Below are 22,037 nucleotides of genomic sequence, written 5' to 3'. Positions count from 1 at the left end.
CCGGATTCCGCCCGCGCACGGTATTTGCAAACCGGTATTCCACTAAATTGCCACATTAACAACAGACGAATATGAGTTTCCAGTCCGAATTCGAAAAATACGCCGTCAAGCACCGGGGCCTCTCCAGCAACACGCTGAATAGCTATGCCAAGTACAACGTTACCGCCCTTACCGCCAACGTCATCGAGGAGCGCCCGATGAATGTAGCCGTCATGGACGTGTACAGCCGCCTGATGATGGACCGCATCATCTTCCTGGGTTATCCCATCAACGATGAAGTGGCCAATATCGTCACCGCGCAGCTCCTCTTCCTCGACTCCACCGACCGCACCCGCGATATCAATATGTATATCAACTCGCCCGGCGGCTCTGTTTACTCCGGCCTCGGCATCTACGATACGATCCAGTACGTGAGCCCCGACGTAGCCACTATCTGCATCGGCATGGCGGCCTCCATGGGCTCGCTGCTGCTCTGCGCCGGCACCACCGGCAAGCGCGCCGCGCTGAAGCATAGCCGCGTGATGATGCACCAGCCTTCCGGCGCCATGGGTGGCCAGGCTACCGATATCGAGATCACCGTGGGTCAGATCAAAAAACTGAAGCGCGAGCTGTACGAAATCTATAGCCACCACTCGGGCCAGAGCGTGGAGCGCGTGGAAGATGACCTTACCCGCGACTACTGGATGACCGCTACCGAGGCAAAGGAATACGGCCTCGTAGACGAAGTGCTGCTGGTAAATCCCAAGAAAGAAAAGAAGGCCGACAAGTAAGGACGAGAACGGTTCTGAGGTTCCGGGGTTTTAAGGTTCTGAAGTTGAACGAAGAACCGATGCGAAGATCCAGTTTCCAATTAACCAATAGACTAATAGACTAATTAACTACTCAACCCATCGACAAATGAATACCAACGACCTTTTATACAACCGCTTCCACATCATGGGCCCTCAGCCGAATCCCGAAGAGCCCGAGCAACCGGGTGAGGCCGAGCAGGAAGAGCGCGCCGAGACCGATACCAAGATGCTCTACAAGCGGATGGAGCAGCATTTTTACGAGACCCGCACCATTTACTTCTGGGGCGTGGTAGACGACAAATCCGCCAAAGACATCACCACCAAGCTCCTCCTGCTCGACTTCGACAAGCCCGGCGCCGAGATCAAGATGTACATCTCCTCCCCCGGCGGCTCGGTTACCAGCGGCATGGTGGTGTACGATATGATGCGCATGATCAAAAGCCCGGTGAGCACCATCTGCATGGGCCTCGCCGCCTCCATGGGCTCCATCCTCCTCTCCGGCGGCACCAAGGGCAAGCGCTATATCTTCCCCAACGGCGAAGTGATGATTCACCAGCCTTCGCTCGGCGGCCACATACAGGCCGTAAGCGCCGACATGGAGATCCACGCCGAGCAGATCCTCCGCACCAAGGAGCTGGGCGCTAAGATCCTCGCCGAGAACACCGGCCAAAGCATCGAGCGCATCAAGAAAGACTTTGAGCGCGACTACTGGATGGACGCTGAGGCAAGCGTGAAGTACGGCATCGTGGACAAGATCATCGATAAGCTCGTCTAGCGACTTGCTTATCAAACAGCAGAACAGGGAATAAGAAATAAGGCCCCGAAGCACTTGTTTCGCTATCTGAATAGTGAAGCCCCTCCTTTCCGAGGGGCTTCTGCATTTTTTCTTCCCTGTTCCTTGTTCCACTGTTCAGATCCCCGCCGCAGCCGTAACAAAAGCCCCTTCCGGCACGTTCAACCCCCTGACGCACAGGCTCCGACCTAAAATCCTCCTAATTCGGCGGGTTTATCGAAATCCGGCTGGCTTTTTTCTAACTTTGCAGGCCGCCCACGCAGCCCCCGGGCCGCGGGCGGACTCTAATAAAGGAAGCAACACTAATGGCAAAAAATATTCTGCACTGTTCTTTCTGTGGCCGCAGCCGCGACGAGGTGAAAATCCTTATCGCCGGCCAGGAAGGACATATTTGTGAAAACTGCGTAGAGCACGCCCGTGAGATCATCGATCAGGAGTTGCTCGTGCGCGACGATAAGGGCGCCGGCGGCTCGGCCTTCAAGCTGACCGTTAAAAAGCCCCTGGAGATCAAAAAGTTCCTGGATGAGTATATCATCGGCCAGGACGAAGCCAAGAAGGTGCTCTCCGTGGCGGTGTACAACCACTACAAGCGTCTCCAGTACAAGAGCGAAAACGCTTCCGAGATCGAGATCGAGAAATCCAACATCGTGATGGTGGGCGAAACCGGTACCGGTAAAACCCTGCTGGCCAAGACCATCGCCAAGCTCCTCAACGTGCCTTTCGCCATCGTGGACGCCACCGTGTTCACCGAGGCCGGCTACGTGGGCGAAGACGTCGAGTCGATCCTCACCCGCCTGCTGCAGGTGTGCAACTACGATGTCAATGCGGCCGAGCGCGGTATCGTTTATATCGATGAGATCGACAAGATCGCACGCAAGGGCGACAACCCGTCCATCACCCGCGACGTGTCGGGCGAGGGCGTGCAGCAGGGCATGCTGAAGCTGCTCGAAGGCACCGACGTGCTGGTACCCCCGCAGGGCGGCCGCAAGCACCCCGAGCAAAAGCTCATTAAGATCAACACCCAGAACATCCTCTTCATCTGCGGCGGCGCCTTCGACGGCATCGACAAGATCATCGGCCGCCGTGTGCAGACCAACACCATCGGTTTCAACGTGGACAAGGACCTGCAGGAGAACATGAAAAAGAACCTGCTGCGCTATGTAAACGCACAGGACCTGAAGGCATTCGGACTCATCCCCGAGCTGCTGGGCCGCCTGCCCGTGGTCACCCACCTCGACCCGCTTGATATCAGCACCCTGCGCTCCATCCTGGTAGAGCCGAAGAACGCGCTCATCAAGCAGTATATCCGCCTCTTCGAGCTCGAAGGCATCAAGCTGCATATTGAGAACGACGTGCTTGACTTCATGGTGGAAAAAGCCATGGAATTCAAGCTCGGCGCCCGCGGTCTCCGCTCCATCTGCGAAAGCATCCTCACCGACGCGATGTTTGAGCTCCCCTCCTCCGCGGAGAAGTTCTTCACGCTCGACATCGAGTATGCAAAGCGGAAGTTCGACAAGAGCAAGATGAGCCTGCTGAAAGTGGCTTAATTACCATTAATTCAAAAGTCAAAATTCAAAAAGTCAAAAAACGCTTTCCCGGCGGTACGGCTTTTGAATTTTGACTTTTTACTTTTGACTAAATAAAAACTGAAGAATATGTTCGGATCTATGTTAGGCGGTGGCGGCGATATGCAGGGCCACGTTACGGAAATCACGGCGCGCCTCAAGGCTAATGCCGACCTCACCGACGAGCAGGCAGCCAAGGTTCTTGAAACGATGAAAGACTACCTCATCGAGCAGTTCCCGATGATGCAGGGCATGGTGGAGAATATGCTCGGCGATAAGAAGTAGCAGGGAAAGAAGTGTTTGGAACCGCGAAGAAAAGAAGTTGAAAAAACGGTTCGCCAAGGATATTAAAAGGTCACGCTTGCGTGGCCTTTTTTGTTTCGGGATTGCAGCCCTTGACGAACGCGATTACCTTCGGTGCTCATTCGGCACCTGTGTTGCGCATCCTCTCCATCTTCCTGATCGCTGCCTGCGCGCTCTCCTGCACCAACACGGAGCGCCCCGTAGCGCGCGGCTTCTACTATTGGAAGACGACCTTCGATCCCACACCAAAAGAACAGGAACTGCTGCGGGCGCACACGGTGCAAACGCTTTTTGTGCGCCTCTTCGATGTAGGCGTCAATGCCGCAGGCGAGCCGGTGCCCCAGGGTAAGCTGGAGTGGCGGCAGCGCCCGTCGGCGGTATATCGCATTACGCCCGTTGTGTTCATCACCCAAGAGGCCCTGCGGCGCTGCGACAGCACGGGCATCGACTCGCTGGCGGCGCGCATCGGGCGCCTGGCGGCGGCGCAATGCGCCGGGCTGCGCCTCAGCGGCGGGTTCCAGGCCGACTGCGACTGGAGTGCCGGCACCCGCGACCGCTACTTCCGCCTGCTGCGGCAGCTGCGCCGGCAGCCCTTTCTGCAAAACAAAAAGCTTTCGGTTACGATACGATTGCACCAGCTCAGATACATCGCCCAGAACGGCATCCCGCCCGCCGAACGGGGCCTGCTGATGGCCTACAATATGGGCAACCTGAAAGATGCCCGCACCCGCAACTCCATCGTCGACCTGAACGAACTCGAAAAGTATACCGCGGGCCTACCCTCCTACCCCCTGCCGCTCGATGTGGCGCTGCCCGTTTTCGACTGGTGGGTGCTGTTTGACGGCAACCGCTACGAGGGACTGGTCTATCTCCGCGACCCCGCGCTCTTCCAGAAAGACCGCCTCGGCTTTGCCCGCGACACCATGCTTGGCGGCTACCGCTTCCGCGCCGGGCAGTGGCTGCGCCACGAGCGCTCCGATGCCACCGAAGTAGACGCCGTGGCCCGGCACCTTGCCACCCGGCTCCGGTCTGATTCGATTGGCGTAGTTTTATTCCACCTCGACGAGGGCAATCTCGCCGGGTATTCCTCCCATGACCTGGAAAATCTTTACGGCGTTTTTGGCCATCGCCGCGCTCGCGCTTTTCCCCGCTAACGGCATCGGCTGCGCCGGCGGCGATGAAGACGGACAGGATTATTTCACTTCCTTTTTCAGCCGCCCCGCCGCAACGGAAGACCCGAGCCTGCGCCCTTTTTTCTATACGCAGCTTCACCTCTTTTACGATTACGAGGATGAAGACACCAGCCACGTTTTCGATGAATCGCTCATCGCCGAATGGCAACGCTATTGCGGTGGTGCGGCCCGGGCCGAGGTGGAGGCGCTGGTATATGAAACCGGTGCGCCCGCTCTGAAGCAGGCGGCTGCCGCAAATACACTTCCGGCTGCGTTGCAAGGCAACCGGGCTGCCGCAAACCTGGCCGCGTCGGGTCGGAAGGACGCCTTTCGTTACCTGGAGCTGGCACGGCAACTGGAAGCCTTTTCGGTGGCACAGGAGTGGGATGCCCCGCCACTACGCGACAGCGCCGCACTGCTGCGGATCGCCGCAACGGCTAGGGCTTCGCGGCAAGCGGCGCCCGACGCTTTCCTGAAAAGCAAGTGGGCCTTTCTGCAATGCAAGGCCGACTTCTACAACCAGCGCTGGTCCGACTGCGTTCGGGATTACGACGAAACCTTTGGCAAAGGAGTGGCGGGCGCCGTAGCGCCGCTGGCGCGCTCCTACAAGGCGGGCAGCCTTTACCGGCTCGAACGGAAGAAGGAAGCAGCCTACCAGTTCAGCACCCTGTTTAATGTGCTGCCCGCCCGCCGCCGGGGCATCTTTACCGGCTTCCTGTGGAGCACGGGCTTTGCCGACAGCACCCTGCGCGAAGAGTATGCGGCACAGGCGAAAAACGATGCAGAGCGCGCCAACCTGCTGGGGCTCTTTGCACTCTACGGCACCGGGCCGCAGGAGGCGGTGCTGGAGCGCGTATATCGCCTCGACCCGGCGTCACCGCTATTGCCGCTGCTGGCGTCCCGCGAGATCAGCAAGGCAGAAGAGCAATATATCAGCATCGCCTGGAAATGGCCCAAGAGCCTCAACTCCGCCTTCGGCTACTATTACGAAGCGGACAACGAAAAGAAAGACGCCGCCGAAGCCCGCCGGCACCTCGCCCCGCTTTCGCACACGCTGGGGAAGATTGCCGGCGACAAACGCATCGCCAACCGCAGCTTTTACATGGCGGGCAACGCCTGGCTGCACCTCATGCTCGGCAACTGGGCCGGCGGCCGCGACGCGCTCCAGAAGGCGGCAACCCTGCAACCCGGGCAGCGGGTGCAGGACCAGTTGCAGTTGCTGCAACTGCTGCTCGCATCCGAAGAGCCTGACCGGATCGACGCAGCGCGCGAGGCCGCGTTGCTGCCGGCCTGCCGCTGGCTGGCAGACAAAGCAAAAAAAGACCGGGAATATGCGGTGTTCTGCCGCAATTATTTTTCTGAAGTGCTGGCACGTCGCTACCGCGCGCAGGGGGCGCTCGCCCGTACCGCGCTCTGCCTGGGCGTTTCAGACCTCCGATTCAGCGACAATCCGGGCAACATGTATTACAACCGGGGAAGCGGCATCGAGTATGTGCATTACGAGCTACCCGCAGCCTCGGGCGCAGAACTGTATGAAAATCTGAAGCAGCCGGCAACGGCCTTTGAACGCTTTCTCCGCGACCATACATCCTTCAACCACAACGAGGTGATCGAATCGATCGGCACGGGCTACCTGCGCGAGGAGAAATACGCCGAGGCTGTCAGCTGGCTGCAACGCGCCGACTCGCTTCCCGCCTTTGTTAATGGCATCTGGAAAGGCGATGAAACCCGCACGGTAAACGTAGCCCCGTTCTTTGATTACCTCAACGACCCGCAACGCTACGATTCATCGCTGAAGCGCCCGATGAACAAGCTCTCGCTGGCCAAAGCGCTGGCAGCGCTGGAGCAGCAGCGTCGTACCGAGAAGCGCCCCGAACAGCTTGCGCGCATCTACTACCGGCTTGCGTCGGCACGTTACAATATGAGCTACTACGGCAACTGCTGGATGGCCCTTGCCTGGGACCGCACCGGCTCCGACTGGGAATATGGGGCCTACAGCGCACCCTGGCAGAAGGAATATTTCGGCGTGTACCGCGTGGAGCAGCTGTATCAGAAAGCTTTCGACCTGACGAACAACCGTGAGTTCAAGGCTGCCTGCCTGTTCCTGGTGGCCAAGTGCCGGCAGCGACAGGTGGCGCGCAAGGGATACGACAATCCCGGCATCGATTATCCCACCTTCGGCCATGACTTTTATCACAGCCCCTTCTTCCCGCGCTTACAAAAAGAATTCGGCGACACGAAGTTTTTCCGCTATGCCTATAACCGGTGCAGCTACCTGCGCGACTTCGTGAAAAAGCAAAGCACGACTCCTTCGAAATAAATTACTGCACCCGGAAGGTGTATAATCGATCTTCACCGGGCCCGGGTAGGCGATTCATGGCCTGCTGGAAAAGCGCAGCGCTGGCAGCTGATTGTGCTACCCGTAGGTGGAAAGCAGCCCCGCCGCAGTCCTGGCCCTGCAAGCCCGATGAAACCGGGCCGGTGGCATAAAGGGCGTAAATACCCCGCGCGCCGACGATCACGCCAACGCGTGCCTGGTATTGGGCAGGCCCCTCACGGAAAAGAAAATGCTGGGTGGTGCCTGATACCGGGCCGGGCAGCGCATCAAGCAACAGGAACCGCGCGGTTACGCTGTCCGTAGAAATGCGGTGCCGCAGTGTATCGATCCGATAAAGGCTGACACTCCCTTCAATGCCTTTGGCATTGCTGTAGTCGATGGCTCGTCCGGACAACGAATCATAAAGCTGCCTGGCAATAACGCTTTCGAAAAAAACCGTGTCGCCGGCATCGACCACAGCCGGTGCGGGGGTATAGCTACCGGTCACGCCGAAGGTGTAGGATTGTTCAGCGCAGGGATAGTCCTGGCGGCAACGAAAGGCCATCAGCAGCAATACAGAGCCGGCGATCAGGATACGGTTCATGGCAGGCGACGTTTACTTCTTTTAAGTCAATAAAAACATGCCGGACGCTGCATCGCCGCCATAGCGCCGGGCTTGGTTATTTCGGTTGCCGATGATCCGCGCCTAACGCACTTCGATCCCGAAATAACGGTTCCGCTCCGGCACGTTGAAGTAGCGGCCCAGCCCCTGTTCGAGGGCGCCCAGCCGGCGATCGGGGTTCTGCAGGCGCACCGCAAAGAGCGCGCGGTTGCATTCCTGCCCGGCGATGCCATCTGAATAAAGATCGGTAATGGCCAATAGGTAGGTGCCGGTATCCCGGAGCACGATGCCCAGCCGGAGCGCGTAGTTCTGTGCGCCCTCGCTGAACTCTGCCAGGGCCGCATTGCGGGCCGTTGTGGTGTCCAATACCCTTCCTGTCTCGGCAATGAATAGCACATTGAAACCCGTATCGCGGAGTATGCGCCCCGCAGAGTCGAGACGCGACAGGGATACCGTGCCGCGGATACCGACCGAACCGGAATAATCAATCGTTTCGTTGCGGTCGGTAGAAAGGAGCGACTTGGGTATCACCCCGCTCACATACAGGGTATCGCCTGGCGCATAACGGGCCCGGTCGGGTGCTACCTGCAACGTAGCGTCGAAGAAATAGGCCTTGCCTTCACAGGGCACTTTTTCCCGCTTGCAGCCGACGGCCGCCAGTATTACTACAACAGGAAGAAGAACCGCAACATTTTTCATCGGTAAGCACTTTGCACCGGAAGATACAAAAAAGACCCCGCGGGCGCGGGGTCTTGTATTCTACGAATGGTTAGTCGCGTTTAGCTGCAGCCCATGCTGTTGCCGCAGTTGAGGCACTTGTAGCAGGTGCCGCTGCGCACGGTGATGTGACCGCAGGTATTACAGGCCGGGGCATCGCTCTGCATGCTCTTGGCAGCGGCGTTTACGGCGCCGAGGCCATTGGATGCTTTAACGGCAACCGGCTTCTGGGCAGCGGCGGCCTTCTGGCCCTGGGGCGAGGTGGCTACCACGCGCACCGAGGAGAGCTCGGGCTTCGCAGCGGGGGTATCGTCCCAGCTTTCGGTGCCGGTATTTTCCACTTCGGGCTTGTCGAGCACGTGCACCAGGTCGGTGCGGTTGAGGTACTCGTAGCCGAGGAGGCGGAAGATAAAGTCGACGATCGACGTGGTGCTCTTGATATTCGGGTGCTCCACGAAACCGGCCGGGTCGAACTTGGTGAAGATGAACTTCTCCACGTATTCATCCAGCGGCACGCCGTACTGCAGGCCGATGGACACCGCCACCGCGAAGCAGTTGAGCATGGAGCGCATCGTGGCGCCTTCCTTGGCCATATCGATGAAGATCTCACCCAGGGTACCGTCGCTGTATTCACCGGTGCGCACGAACATCGTTTGCCCGTTGATCTTGGCCTTTTGCGTAAAGCCGCGACGCTTGGCCGGCAGGGAGCGGCGCTCCACGATGGAAGCAAGGCGGCGCTTCAGCGCGGTGTCGGGCGATGCCTGCACACGCTTCTGCACTTCTTCCAGCAGCTCGTCGATGGTGAGCTTGCTCATATCCACGATGCCGCTTTCGGCAACCGTTTCGGGCACCTCGGCTTCGGCAGTGGCGGAAGTGTCTTCTTTCTTTTTCTTGTCCGATTTGTTCGACAGCGGCTGCGACATCTTCGAGCCGTCGCGATACAGCGCGCAGGCCTTCAGACCCAGCTGCCAGCTAAGCAGGTAAGAGTCGGCGATCTCCGAAACCTCCGCCTCGTGGGGCAGGTTGATGGTCTTGGAGATAGCACCCGAGATGAAGGGCTGGGCTGCGGCCATCATGCGGATGTGGCCATGCGCATGGATGTAGCGCTCGCCTTTCTTGCCGCACTTGTTGGCGCAGTCGAACACCGGCAGGTGCTCAGCCTTCAGGTAGGGCGCGCCTTCAACGGTCATGGTGCCGCACACGAAGTCGTTGGCCTCATCGATCTGCTCGTCGGAGTAGCCGAGGGCCTCCAGCAGGCTCCACTCGAAGTTGTAGTACTGCTCGGGCGTGAAGCCAAGACGCTGCAGGCACTCCTCGCCGAGGTTGTATACGTTGAATACGAAGCCGATCTCGAAGGCGCTCTTCACGGCCTTATCGAGCTTCTCGATCTCGGAGGCGATAAAGCCTTTTTCCGAAAGCGACTGATGGTTGATGTGCGGGGCGCCGGCGAAGGTGCCGCTGCCTACGGCATACTTGATGATGGCGTCCATCTCTTTTTCAGAGTAACCCATGTTCTTGAGCGCAGTGGGCACCGACTGGTTGATGATCTTGAAGTAGCCGCCACCGGAGAGCTTCTTGAACTTCACCAGGGCGAAGTCGGGCTCCACGCCGGTAGTGTCGCAATCCATCACGAGGCCGATGGTACCCGTGGGGGCGATCACCGTCGTTTGTGCGTTGCGGTAGCCGTGCTGCTCACCGAGCTCGAGGGCCTCGTTCCAGGCCTTGCAGGCTGCGGTCAGCAGGTAGTCGGGTGTGAACTGCGCCTTGAGGCCCTGGGGCTTCACGGAGAGGCCTTCGTATTCAGCAGCGTCGAAAGCGGCGGCGCGGTGGTTGCGCATCACGCGCAGCATGTGCTGCTTGTTTTCTTCGTAGCGCGGGAAAGCTCCGAGTACGCCGGCCATTTCAGCCGAAGTCTTGTAGGCAACACCCGTCATGATCGCGGTGATGGCACCGGCGATGGCGCGGGCCTTCTCGCTGTCGTACGGAATGCCGCTCACCATCAGCAGGGTGCCGAGGTTGGCGTAGCCGAGGCCGAGGGTGCGGTAGTCGTAAGAGAGCTGTGCCACTTCCTTGGAGGGGAACTGGGCCATCAGCACGGAGATCTCCAGCACCACCGTCCACAGACGGCAGTTGTATTCGTAACCTTCCACGTCGAAGTGATTCGTCGCGGAATCGTAAAACTTCATCAGGTTGGCCGATGCGAGGTTGCAGGCCGTGTTGTCGAGGAACATGTACTCCGAGCAGGGGTTCGAAGCGCGGATCTCGCCACCCTCGGGGCAGGTGTGCCACTCGTTGATGGTGGTGTTGTACTGCGTGCCGGGGTCGGCGCAGCGCCAGGCGGCGTAGGCGATGGTGTCCCAAAGCTGGCGCGCCGGAACCTTCTTCATCACGCGGCCGTCGGTGCGGGCGGTGAGTTCCCAGTCTTCACCCTTCTCCAGTTTGTCGAAGAAGGAGTTGGGGATACGCACGGAGTTGTTGGAGTTCTGTCCGCTCACGGTGCGGTAGGCTTCGCCTTCGTAGTCGGAAGGATAGCCGGCGGCGATGAGCGCGCCCACTTTCTTTTCTTCTTCCACCTTCCAGTTTACGAACAGCTCGATCTCGGGGTGATCGAGGTCGAGGCACACCATCTTGGCGGCGCGGCGCGTGGTGCCGCCGCTCTTGATAGCGCCGGCGGCGCGGTCGCCGATCTTGAGGAAGGACATGAGGCCCGAGGAGGTGCCGCCGCCGGAAAGCTTCTCGCCTTCCGCACGGAGGTTGGAGTAGTTGGTACCTACGCCGGACCCGTATTTGAAGATGCGGGCTTCACGCACCCAGAGGTCCATGATACCGTTCTCGCCTACGAGGTCGTCTTCCACCGAAAGGATAAAGCAGGCATGGGGCTGCGGGCGCTCGTAGGCCGAAGTGGATTCCTTCAGCTTGCCGTCGTTGGCGTCAACATAATAGTGGCCCTGGGGCTTGCCGGCGATGCCGTAGCTCTCGTAGAGGCCCGTGTTGAACCACTGGGGCGAGTTGGGCACGCACATCTGGGCGAGGATGGAGTAAACGAGCTCCTCGTAGAAGATCGTTGCATCTTTTTCCGAACCGAAATAGCCGTAGCGGAAGCCCCAGGCCTTCCAGCAGTTGGCGAGGCGATGGGCCACCTGCTTCACCGAGGTTTCGCGGCCGAGGGAGCCATCGGGCTGCGGTACGCCGGCCTTGCGGAAATACTTCTGCGCCAGAATGTCGGTAGCGATCTGGCTCCAGCCTTTGGGCACTTCCACGTTGTTCATCTCGAACACCACTTCCCCCGAGGGGTTGCGGATCACGGACGTGCGGTAATCGTATTCAAACTGGTCGAAAACGGGGACGTCGTCCCGGGTGAATTTGCGCGTAAAGGTCAAGCCCTTAGCCGGTTTTTTAGCGTTGCCCATAGCCGTTGAAGATTTATTGTAGGTGGATTTGAATTCCGATCTCTCCCGCCCGAAAATGTTTGGGCGGACGACGAAAGTATCAGTAGAGGGCGAAAAAAGAGGGCCGGAAATATGCACACCCCGGTGGAAAAGTGTTGACAATTTTTGGAGCCCACGCCGGGCGGGCGTCCTGCGATTTCTTCACGCAAAATCCACAGCCCGGGGCATAGAAATATTTTGGCATACGCCCCGAATACCATAAGCTTAGAATCGCCTTCAAGCCCGGCCGTTGCCCCATTTTGTCCCACCCCGCCGGGCAGCCCGTTTTCCGGTGGCACAGGCATTGCAAAACTTTTCGCATTTTTGCAGGGTACCTATCGTACATTATTTCGTCTTAACCTATACGGATGCAGGGTCTTGTTTACGAGTCATTACAGGAAAAGAAGAACAGGGGAGCAAAGGCCTTCGCGCTGCTGATCGACCCGGACAAGGTAACGCCCGCCTCGCTCGACGAGCTGATGGGCCTTGCCGAGGCCGCGGGTGTTGACCTTTATTTCGTGGGCGGCTCACTGGTAGTGACCGACAACCTCGATAACTGCGTGCTCCAGATCAAGGCGCGCACCCGCAAGCCGGTGATCCTCTTCCCGGGCTCACCGTCGCAGCTGAGCCGTCATGCCGACGCGCTGCTGTATCTCTCCCTCATTTCGGGCCGCAACCCCGAGCTGCTCATCGGGCAACACGTCATCTCCGCTCCTTTCGTTAAGAAGAGCGGCCTCGAGATCATGCCTACGGGCTATTGTGTCATCGACGGCGGTGCCCCCACCACGGTATCTTATATCTCCAATGCGGCACCGATCCCGCACGACAAAGCTGATATCGCACTCTGCACCGCCCTGGCGGGAGAAATGCTGGGGATGAAACTCATTTACCTCGATGCCGGCTCGGGCGCCCGCCGCCCCGTAAGCAGCGATATGATCCGCGCCGTAAGCGGGCAGGTGGAAGTACCCGTTATCGTCGGCGGCGGCATCCGCGATGCCGAAGCCGCGCACGCAGCCTGCAGGGCAGGCGCCGACGTGGTGGTGGTAGGCAACGCCATCGAAAAAGACCCGTCCATCATCCAGGAGATCGCCAACGCCATCCATGGCGTTACCGTAGCCTGAACCAGCTTCCTGATTCCTCCCGCATCAATTGAATTAACCAAATAAAAAGGCCCCTTGCGAGAGGGGCCTTTTCTATTCATCCCGACAAAATTATCGTGCGATAACGACGCGCGCGTTCAGCACCTTCGTGCCGTTGCTCACCCGGATCGTGTAGAAACCGGCGGCGACCGTTTGCAGGTCGAGCTGTACGTTCTCCTGCCTGCTGCTGACGGTAGCGGCACGGCGGGCAACGGTGTTGCCGCGGCTGTCTACGACTGCGAGCTGCACGTTGCCGGTGATGCCGGCGATGCGCAGGTTAACGATACCGCGGCTCGGGTTGGGATAAGCCACCACCGAAGCGTCTGCCATGGCTTCCACCTCGGGCTGCTGGCCGTTGATGGTGCGGGTAACCGCAGAGCCGGTGCAGGCGCCCAGGTAAGAGCCCTTGTTCAGGTGCGTAGCCACTGCTTCAGGAGCAATGCAGATCTGTACCCAGGGGTTCTTGGCAGAGCCGGTGTTCTGGCAAACCATAACCTTCTCGCCCTTGTTGCCGCAGCGAACATCAATAACCGTGATGGTCTTGCGGAAGATGGCCTGGCAACCTTTGGCATCGGTAACCACGCAGGCGATAACGACAGTACCTTGGCCAACCGCGCTGGCCGTGATCGAGGAACGATCGGCATTCACCGTAAAGGTAGCTGCTGCGCCGCCCTGGATCGTCCAGGCGTACGTGTAAGGAGCAGTGCCACCGGCTGCCGTGATCTTGATCGGCGCCGAAGCGGCAGGCGCGTAGCTGCTCATATAGATCGTATTGGCACCACCACCAAGAGCGGTGAACGAAGAGAAGGCTGCCGTGATCGGCGCATTGATACGCACTGTGGTAAGGGCAGGCGTGCTGTTGCCACAGGCATCGGTAACGGTCCAATAGATGCTGTTGTTACCAACCGGGAACACACCCGAAGCATTGCTGCCGGCACCCGAGCGCACTACAGCTCCATTGGCACCTTTCACTACATAGCTGTACGAAACAGCATTGCAATTATCAGTTGCGGCGAGCGACGGAACCGGGTAGCTCGTAGAAGTAGAGTCGAAGCAATGCTCGATGGCACCGGCATTGACAGTTACCACGGGAGCCGTGCGGTCGACCACTTTCACCGTCTGCGTGAACAGAACGGAAGTGTTGTTGCTGGGATCTGTGAAATTCCACTGGCGAACGCGGGTGTAAGTCGTGCCGCAATTGGCGGTTGTTACGTCGCTTACCAGGTGGATGCTTACCGGCGCGCAATTGTCGGTAGCAGCCGGAGCAAGGGTCAGGGCCGCTGCGATCGCGTTGGCATCCGAGCACTCAACGGTGCGGTCGAGGTCACTGGTCACCGTGGTAATCACCGGAACGGTAACGTCCTGTACGGTGATCAGCTGTACACACTGGCTCTGGTTGCCGTGGTTGTCTACCGCAGCCCAGGTGCGGGTGATGGTGTAGTTGTAGTGGGCTGCGCTGTTGATGTCGGCCGACTGGCTGCTGACGTCGCTGCTGGTAATGGAAGCGACACCACAAGCGTCAGTAGCAGTAGCCACACCGGTTGCGGCGGAGCTGTTATCATCCTGGCAATTCAGCGTGACAGCAGCAGGGCAGGTAATTACCGGCGCTACTTTGTCTTCAACCGTGATCAAGACGGTGGCCGTGTTCACATTGCCATGGATGTCGGTTACAGTAAGCGTAACTGTATTCGCACCCACGTTGGAGCAATCGAAGGCAGTCTTGCTGACCTCCTTCGTTGCGATGGCGCAGTTGTCTGTAGAGCCGTTATCTGCCTGTGCCGCGGTGATCGAAGCAGCACCCGATGCATCCAGCTGGATAGTCAGGTTCTGTGTGCGAACAACCGGCACTTCAGTATCGTTAACCGTTACGGTGAATGTCTTCACCGTAGTGTTGCCGCAGGCATCCGTAGCGGTGGCAGTCACCGTGGTAGTGCCTACTGCGAAGTAGGTACCGGGGTTCTGGCTGTACACGACCGAGGGCGAGCCGCAGTTGTCGGAAGCGAGGGCAGCAAAGCCAACGATTGCACCGCAATGGCCGGCATCGTTGGTGATGGTGACATTGGTTACATCAAGCGAAGGGGCCTGGGTGTCGCGAACTGTAATTGTCTGCACAAACGTCTCGCTGGTATTGCCACTGACGTCGGTGAAGTTCCACGTCCGTACGCGGGTGTAGGTGCTGCCGCAGGCCGCAGTGGTCACGTCGCTCACGAGGTGCATTTCAACGGGCGCGCAATTGTCCGTGGCGGCAGGCGCCAGTGCCAGGGCCGCAGCGATTGCCGCTGCATCCGAGCACTCTTCCGTGCGGTCGAGGCTTTGGACAGCGGTCACTACTACCGGCGCGGTGATATCCTGCACCGTGATCACCTGTACACAGGAGCTGCTGTTGCCATGGTTGTCAACGGCCGTCCAGGTGCGGGTGATGGTGTAGTTGTAATGAGCCGCGTTGCTGACATCGGCGCTCTGCGTGCTGGCATCTGCATAAGTTATAGAAGCTACGCCGCAGGCATCGGTGGCCGTCGCCAGGCCGGTGGCCGCAACAGAATGATCATCCTGGCAATTCAGCGTGAGGCTGGCCGGGCAGGTGATCACAGGTGCTACTTTGTCTTCAACGGTGACAACAGCTGTTGCGCTGCTCACGTTGCCATGAATATCGGTTACTGTAAGCGTCACCGTGTTCGGCCCAACATTCGAGCAGTCGAAAGAAGTCTTGTTAAGCTCCACGGAAGCAATGGCGCAGTTGTCGGAAGATCCGTTGTCAACAGCCGCCTCCGCGATCGTGGCAACACCTGCCGCATCCAGCTGAATGCTGCTGTTGCGCGTGCGCACAACCGGCGCGTCCTTGTCCGCTACCGTCACGGTGATGGTCTTCACCGTCTGGTTGCCGCAGGCGTCGGTTGCGGTTACAGTTACCACCGTCTCACCTACCGGGAAGAAGGTACCGGGGTTCCGGCTCCAGGAGATCGTAGCCATGCCGCAGTTGTCGGTGGCTTTGGCGGTCATCATCACGATGGCGCCGCACTGGCCGGCATCGCTTACGGTGTTCACATCACTCACGGTAAGGCTGGGGGCTTGGGTATCCTGTACGGTGATCACCTGGGTAGCGGTAGTGGTATTATTACCGATATCCGTCACACGCCAGGTGCGGGTCAGTTTGTAATCCGACGGGCAGTTGCCGTTGGTGCGCACCTCGCTGAAGGTGACCGCACCGGCGCTGCAGTTGTCGGTTGCAGTAACGGTTGCCGGAACGGGCACCGCATCGCACTCAACTGTGGTATTGGCAGGAACACCAACCAGTACCGGTGCCGTTACGTCTTTCACGATCACGGTCTGGTCCTGGAAGGAGTTGTTGCCGTCCGCGTCGGTATAGGTCCAGCGGATGGAATAGGTACCCTGCTGGGAATAAGTGGTCGGGTTGACTGTAGTAGCCGTTACCACGCCCGAACAATTATCGGATGCAGTGGGTGCAATGGCAGTTACCGAGCACTGTCCGTTGAGTACGGGCAGCGTAGCCACGGTCGGAACCGGTGCGGTCTTGTCGCTAACGGTCACGGTCTGCATGGTGGTGCTGCGGTTGCCTACGGCATCGGTAGCGGTCCAGGTGATCGTGGTCAGGCCTTTCGGGTAAACCGCGCTGAGCGCCTGGTTGTCGCTGCGCACTCCGGCAACGGTGGCGGCGCCGCAATTGTCGGTAGCCGTGGGCGCACTTACGGCCACGTTGGCGGAGCAGCTGTTAGCATCCGTAGTAGTGCTGATATCATTGCTGCTGCCGGCGGAAATGAAAACGTAAAGTTTACGCGTCCCGTAAGTGGCGGCATTGTATTGATAGGTCCAGTCGGGGTGACCACTGCTCCCGGTGTTGTTTCCGATGCCGAGGTCGTCGGCACCGCCGGCAGCCCAGCGGTTGTAGGCAAACAGTGTTTGCCCGATCGCATAGTTGTGCACCTGGAAGGAACCATAGCAGCTCGGAGAAGTTGCGGTGCGCAGGTCGTCGAAATCATACTTGACGCTGTTTGCACCCGGGAGTCCAAGCCCGTTTGTAGTACCATAGCAATTATTCCAGAACTCGATGTTACCGGTGCTGATACCCGTGCCCGTAGTCACGCCGGCATTGGCGCTGGCGAACACGTTCATATTGGTCACTCGCTGTTGGAAGAAGGTATTACCTACAGACGGGATACCCGTCTGCGCAACGTTGCCGGTAAACTTGTCCATCGATACCCAAACCCACTTGTTGTCAAGCTGCATGTAGTAGGCAACACGTGCAAAGGGCTGGCCGGCAAGTGCGGCTGCGTTGTTGATCGCATAAGGCACAGCAGTGCTGTTGCTCCAGGCAGCGTCGGCGGGGATATCGAGCGCATACACCAGGTTGTACTGATTTGCCTCCGGCACATTGGCCAGTACAGCTGCCGGTACATTGCCCGTGCTGGTCACACCCGTGAACACAGGAGCAGTCACGTCCTTGATGATCACGGTCTGCTGCTGCGTGCTGCTGTTGCCGTTTCCGTCGTTATACACCCAGTTGATTACATAGGTGCCTTGTGCCGAATAGGTGGTCGGGTCGGTTGTTGTGGCTACGATCGTTCCGCGGCAGTTGTCGGTGGCAGTCGGTGCGGCAACCGTCGTGGCGCACTCGGCGGTAACAACCGGAAGTACCGCTACATTGGCTACAGGAGCCGTGATGTCTTTCACCACCACCTGCTGCGCCTGCGGGGTTGTGTTGCCGCTGGCATCGCGGTACACCCAGTTGATGGTGTAGGTGCCTTGCTGCGAATAAGAAACCGGATCGGTAGTGGTGGCAGTCACCATACCCGAGCAGTTGTCGGTGGCGGTGGGCGCCGTTGCGGTAACCGAGCACTGGCCGTTAAGCACCGGAAGGGAAGCGATGTTCGGCACCGGTGCGCTGTTGTCCATTACGGTTACGTTAGCGGTGCAGGTGCTGACATTTCCGGCGGCATCGGTCACGGTCAGGATCACTTCGTTGTTACCGATGTTATTGCAATCGAAATTGGTGGCATTGCCGGTGGCGCTGCTGTAGTGTGCCTGAATATAGAGGCGTTTTACGGTGCCGCCGCAGGGATCACCAAACACGCCGTTGGTGGCGCTGATGGTAGCGGTGTTGCGGCCGAGTGCGAGGCTCTCTACAACAGATTTACTATTGAATGCATGACAGCCGCCTTGCGTAAAGTTGCCGCAGCTGCCATTGGGTGTACCGTAAGAAGCGAAGTCGATACGATCGATGACCGTACCGGCGGGTGCACGCAGGGTAATGGTGCCGTTCTCGGCGGCCGTACCGCAGATGGTGCCTTCGCGCGAAATGGATACGGTCACAGGACCGCAGTTGTCGGAAGATCCGTTGTCGATCATGGCCGCATTGAGCGCTGCTTGCCCGGATGCATCCAGCACCAGGGTCGCGGGCTTGCAGACGGCGGTGGGGCGCACATCGTCCACTACGGTCACGTCGAACTCAGCGCTCGGCGCGCCGCAACCGTTGACCGCGGTGATCTTCACATGCGTCACGCCCTTGCTGAATGCGGCGCCGCTGCCCGTGCCGTTGCCGGTAGCATTGGTGGCACCGGTAAATGTGTAGGTAACAACCGGTGCGGGTGTACCAGACACCGTTACGGGATAGTTGATGATCGCGGTACACGCATCGGCGGCTGTGGAGCCCTGGAGGTATACGTTCACACCGTTGATAGACGGCGCGCTGTTTTGCGTAATGACAACGGGGGCTGAAGTGACCGAGCAACCATTGCTGGTGCCGGTAACGGTATAGGTACCGGGTGCACTCACCGTAAGGACGGCGCCCGTAGCGCCATTGCTCCACGAATAGGTGGAAGCGCCTGAAGCGGTGATCGTGGCAGACCCGCCCGCGCAGATGGAAGCTGCGGAAGACGAGGCGGTGACAACCGGCATGGCATTGACAACAACAGCAATACTGTTGGAAGTTGCCTTACACAAACCGGTGCTGGAGGTAACTACCGAATAGCTGCCCGACGCAATGGCCGAATAGGTAGCGGCGGTAGCCCCGTTGATGGCAGCACCATTCCTGTACCATTGGAAAGTGACCCCGGTAGCAGGCGCTGCGCTGAGTACAACGGATCCGCCCTGGCAGAATGTAGTGGCAGTAGCGGCGGTTGCCGTAGCAACAGGGGCTACATAGGTTCCGGCGATACCGCTGGCATAGCCATCAATCCAGGTGGCGGCACCCGTAAGTGTGCCATTGTTCTGACCTGTTGCATCAATGACGGTGAGGATGCCGGAGTTGTCGGCGCCGATGAATCCTTGATTTAATTTATAGTCGGCAACCAGCCCGTTGCCCGAAGTGAACGCGAGCTCCTTGCTGCGATAGGTGTTGAGCTCGTCCAGACAAAGTCCCCGGTTCCAGAAGCGGATTTCATCCAGGTCACCTACAAAACGGATGCTTCCATTCTGGTTGATGCAGATATTATTTCCGATCTGAAGCGTATAGGGGTTGGTATAATTGGCGTTGACGCTGCGGGTGATGCTGTTGTCTAAAAGCCCGTCGACATAGATCGAATAGACACTGCCCTGGCGGGTAACCGCCACGGTATGCCACTGGCCGTTATTCACCGACTTGATTCCATTCAGCCCGAAGTATTCTCCGTTCGACGGATCGTCGAATTCAATATTGATCTTACCGTTGCTGGTCATCCCGATATTCCAGAAATTCTGGCCGTCGCAGATGCTGCGCTTGCCCATCAGGTAAGTTCCTGAAGCCTGGGTGGTGCGGATGGCAAAGTCGATGGTAAAGTCGCTGGTGCCGAAGTTGCCCAGGGTCGTGTTCACGTTGATCCAGCGTCCATTGAATTTCAGTGCGCCGGCTGCGGGGTTAACAGCGACGCTGGCGCTCGCGGTGGCCGAACAACCCTGCGTGGTCGTGCCGGTAACTGTATACAGACCTCCGTTGACAGGTTGCGCGTTCGGAACGGAAACAACGGCTCCGTTGGCGATGAAAGCTGCAGGGCCATTCCAGATATAAGTGTTGGCACCGCTTGCGCTGAGGTTGATCGTCGAACCGGCATTTACCGGGCTGTTGCTGGAAGCAGCTACAACCGGCAGGGGATTGACGTTCACAGTCGCGCCCGCCGTTGCCGTGCAATAGCCGCTGGTAGCCGTCACCGTATAAGTGGTGGCGCTGAGCGGCGATACCGTGATGGAGGCCGTCGTCTCCCCGGTGCTCCAGGAATACGAATCGGCGGCGGGCGCGGTCAGGGTCACTGATTTACCGGCGCAGATGGAAGCGCTTGCAGGTGTAACGGCGGTGGTAAACGTGCAGGCATTTACGGTGATCGTAAAGTCCTGGCGTACTTCCTCGTGGTCGTGGTGGTGCACGTCTTCGGCGATGATCGAAATATTTTCAACACCAGCACTTCCGGCGCCGGGGGTTCCGCTGAACACACCGGTGAGCGGGCCCGTTTGCGTAAAGGTCAGCCAGGAAGGCATGCCGAGGGCAACGAGATTTACGACGTCGCCGGCAGCAATATCCTGGTCGGCAACGGATACATTATAGCTGAAGGGCTGGTTTTCGGAGATCGAAACGGCATTCGGATTCGTGGAGGTGAAGGCCGGGGTTGTATTCACCAGGATGTCGAAGGAGTGGGTCTTCGATTTACCTAAGGCATCGGTGGCGGTGAACGTAAGGGTATGGTCGCCCCAGGCCGAAACCGTGGGCGTCCAGCTCAGGGTGGTCGTGCTGGTGTTTCCGGAAGTGGAAGGCAGCGCGGGGCTGAACGAAGCACCCGCCGGAACCGAAGCGGATACGATCCGCAGGTTTACTGCCGGATCGGGGGCCTGCGCCTGGATGGGCGTACTGAACAGCGTACCGGGCGCAACTACAAAACCATAGTCGGCGGCCGGCGTCGGCGGCACGTTGAATACGGGGTTCATGCTGACGATGATCGTTACCGTCGTCGTAGTCTGGTTGCCTGTGTTGTCCTGTGCGGTAAAGGAGATCACCCGGTTGCCCAGCTGCGCCTGCGTCGGGGTCCAGGAGAAGGAAACCGTAGCGGGATTACCGTTCACCGGAAGCGCCGGGCTGACGCTGACACCGGCAGGGAGACCAACCGCCGTGAGCGATGCAACACGGTCGCCGGCATCCACATCGGAGGCCCGGACAGAAAACGTTACGGTCTGGCCGGGTTGCACATCGTAAACCGTGCCGGAGGCCGGCGTGAGGGTATAATCGAAAGCGGGAGGCGTCGACGGCTGCACGATCAGGATCATCAGGTCGATCATAGTCGTGGCACCGCGCGCATCGGTCACCACAAAAGCGGCGCTGTACAAATTATTCAGTGCCATGCCAGCGGTGCTGCTGGTTGTATTGAACGAAACCAGGCCGCCGGGGCTCACCGTCATCGACGGCGGAGGCGTCTGGTCAACGGTGGTCGTTACTCCGTTGCGGGTGTGGGTGCCGGTGCCGCCCATTTCGGCCGACGTGGCAAGGCGGTAGGTCAGGGCATCGCCATCAGGGTCGGTGGCTGCCAGCTGGAACGTAGCCTGGCGGTTCAGGGGCACATTCACCGTCGGCGGCATGCCCGAAACCGGACCCGAATTGCCCAGTACCGCGCCACCGATGGTGACCTTCACTTCCTGGCGATAGGCGAGATCCCAGTTATTCTGCAGGTTCGACAGGCGCGCGCTTCCCGAAAAGAAAGCGGTGAATGTCGCATCCGTAGCGTAAGTATGTGTCAGGGTCGCCTCTCCATAGATCCAGTCTTCGGCGACGTTCACGGAGGAGACCACCAGGTTGATGGTGCCGGCGCTGTTATCGCCAAAGTTCAGCGACCCGATGCCGCTGACCGTGCTGCCCACCACCGCATTGGTGAAGGTGGTTGTGTAGCTGCGGCGGTAGGCCTGCGACACTTTGAATTCTATGGTTCGTCCGCTGACCCAGCGCCAGCTGATGTTTCCGTAGCGGAAGTGGGATGCCTCCGCCGCAAGAGCGGCAAACAGGAAAAGGAAGGTGAACAGGGTCAGCTTCGCTTTTTTAAAGTTCCGGCCCCGGTTTTTTGTCAGCGGGGTGGCAGTCAAGGTGGAAGATATCATAGCGTGTCGGTTTTGATATATTGTACGTGTTGGAATGCTCCGATCAGGCAAAAACGAAACTGCCCGCAACCCGGTGCCCTTTTTTGAGCAGCAGGATCGCGGTCGTATCTGTCGATACCGTATC

Annotated in this window: 11 protein-coding genes; 7 read left to right on the top strand and 4 right to left on the bottom strand. The window is 58.9% G+C overall.

The features are described 5' to 3' along the window. Positions 1-71: 71 nt before the first annotated feature. The 6 genes from EPD60_RS10200 to EPD60_RS10175 all read left to right on the top strand — a co-directional run bounded on the left by EPD60_RS10200 (position 72) and on the right by EPD60_RS10175 (position 6,944). Positions 72-770: a ClpP family protease gene (locus EPD60_RS10200; RefSeq protein WP_131449349.1), complete on the top strand. Its 699-nt coding sequence runs from the start codon at positions 72-74 to the stop codon at positions 768-770. A gap of 127 nt (positions 771-897) precedes the next feature. Beyond that, positions 898-1,566, top strand: coding sequence for a ClpP family protease (locus EPD60_RS10195; RefSeq protein ID WP_243647805.1), 669 nt, complete (start codon positions 898-900; stop codon positions 1,564-1,566). Positions 1,567-1,889: 323 nt separating this feature from the next. Then, the gene (clpX, locus tag EPD60_RS10190) at positions 1,890-3,131 is read left to right on the top strand and encodes an ATP-dependent Clp protease ATP-binding subunit ClpX (RefSeq protein ID WP_131449348.1); all 1,242 of its coding nucleotides are present in this window, start codon (positions 1,890-1,892) and stop codon (positions 3,129-3,131) included. 108 nt (positions 3,132-3,239) lie between these two features. Further along, a complete protein-coding gene (locus tag EPD60_RS10185; protein ID WP_131449347.1) occupies positions 3,240-3,434 on the top strand; it encodes a hypothetical protein in 195 nt (64 codons plus the stop codon). Positions 3,435-3,583: 149 nt separating this feature from the next. After that, on the top strand, positions 3,584-4,606 hold the full coding sequence (locus EPD60_RS10180; RefSeq protein WP_131449346.1) for a hypothetical protein: 1,023 nt from the start codon (positions 3,584-3,586) through the stop codon (positions 4,604-4,606). Beyond that, positions 4,545-6,944, top strand: a complete 2,400-nt coding sequence (locus EPD60_RS10175) for a hypothetical protein (RefSeq protein WP_131449345.1) — start codon at positions 4,545-4,547, stop codon at positions 6,942-6,944. Before EPD60_RS10180 ends, EPD60_RS10175 begins: the two co-directional genes overlap by 62 nt. A gap of 1 nt (position 6,945) precedes the next feature. On the opposite strand, the gene EPD60_RS10170 is transcribed toward EPD60_RS10175, so the two are convergent. The 3 genes from EPD60_RS10170 to EPD60_RS10160 all read right to left on the bottom strand — a co-directional run bounded on the left by EPD60_RS10170 (position 6,946) and on the right by EPD60_RS10160 (position 11,660). After that, entirely contained in the window at positions 6,946-7,545 is a 600-nt protein-coding gene (locus EPD60_RS10170) for a hypothetical protein (RefSeq protein WP_131449344.1), read from the bottom strand. A gap of 102 nt (positions 7,546-7,647) precedes the next feature. Then, positions 7,648-8,262, bottom strand: a complete 615-nt coding sequence (locus tag EPD60_RS10165) for a hypothetical protein (protein ID WP_131449343.1) — start codon at positions 8,260-8,262, stop codon at positions 7,648-7,650. Positions 8,263-8,342: 80 nt separating this feature from the next. After that, positions 8,343-11,660 (bottom strand): vitamin B12-dependent ribonucleotide reductase, encoded by a 3,318-nt coding sequence (locus tag EPD60_RS10160; RefSeq protein WP_243647804.1) that lies wholly within the window; start codon positions 11,658-11,660, stop codon positions 8,343-8,345. A 416-nt stretch (positions 11,661-12,076) separates the two neighbouring features. Here EPD60_RS10160 and EPD60_RS10155 point away from each other — a divergent pair, with 416 nt between their 5' ends. After that, on the top strand, positions 12,077-12,829 hold the full coding sequence (locus EPD60_RS10155) for a phosphoglycerol geranylgeranyltransferase (RefSeq protein WP_131449341.1): 753 nt from the start codon (positions 12,077-12,079) through the stop codon (positions 12,827-12,829). 90 nt (positions 12,830-12,919) lie between these two features. Here EPD60_RS10155 and EPD60_RS10150 read toward each other — a convergent pair whose 3' ends face one another. Beyond that, positions 12,920-21,913, bottom strand: a complete 8,994-nt coding sequence (locus EPD60_RS10150) for an HYR domain-containing protein (protein WP_131449340.1) — start codon at positions 21,911-21,913, stop codon at positions 12,920-12,922. Positions 21,914-22,037 lie beyond the last annotated feature (124 nt).

Origin of the sequence: Flaviaestuariibacter flavus (assembly GCF_004337505.1) — a bacterium.
Lineage (GTDB): Bacteria > Bacteroidota > Bacteroidia > Chitinophagales > Chitinophagaceae > Flavisolibacter > Flavisolibacter flavus.
Note: the sequence above shows the minus strand (reverse complement) of the source record. Positions and strands in the feature narration are given on the sequence as shown.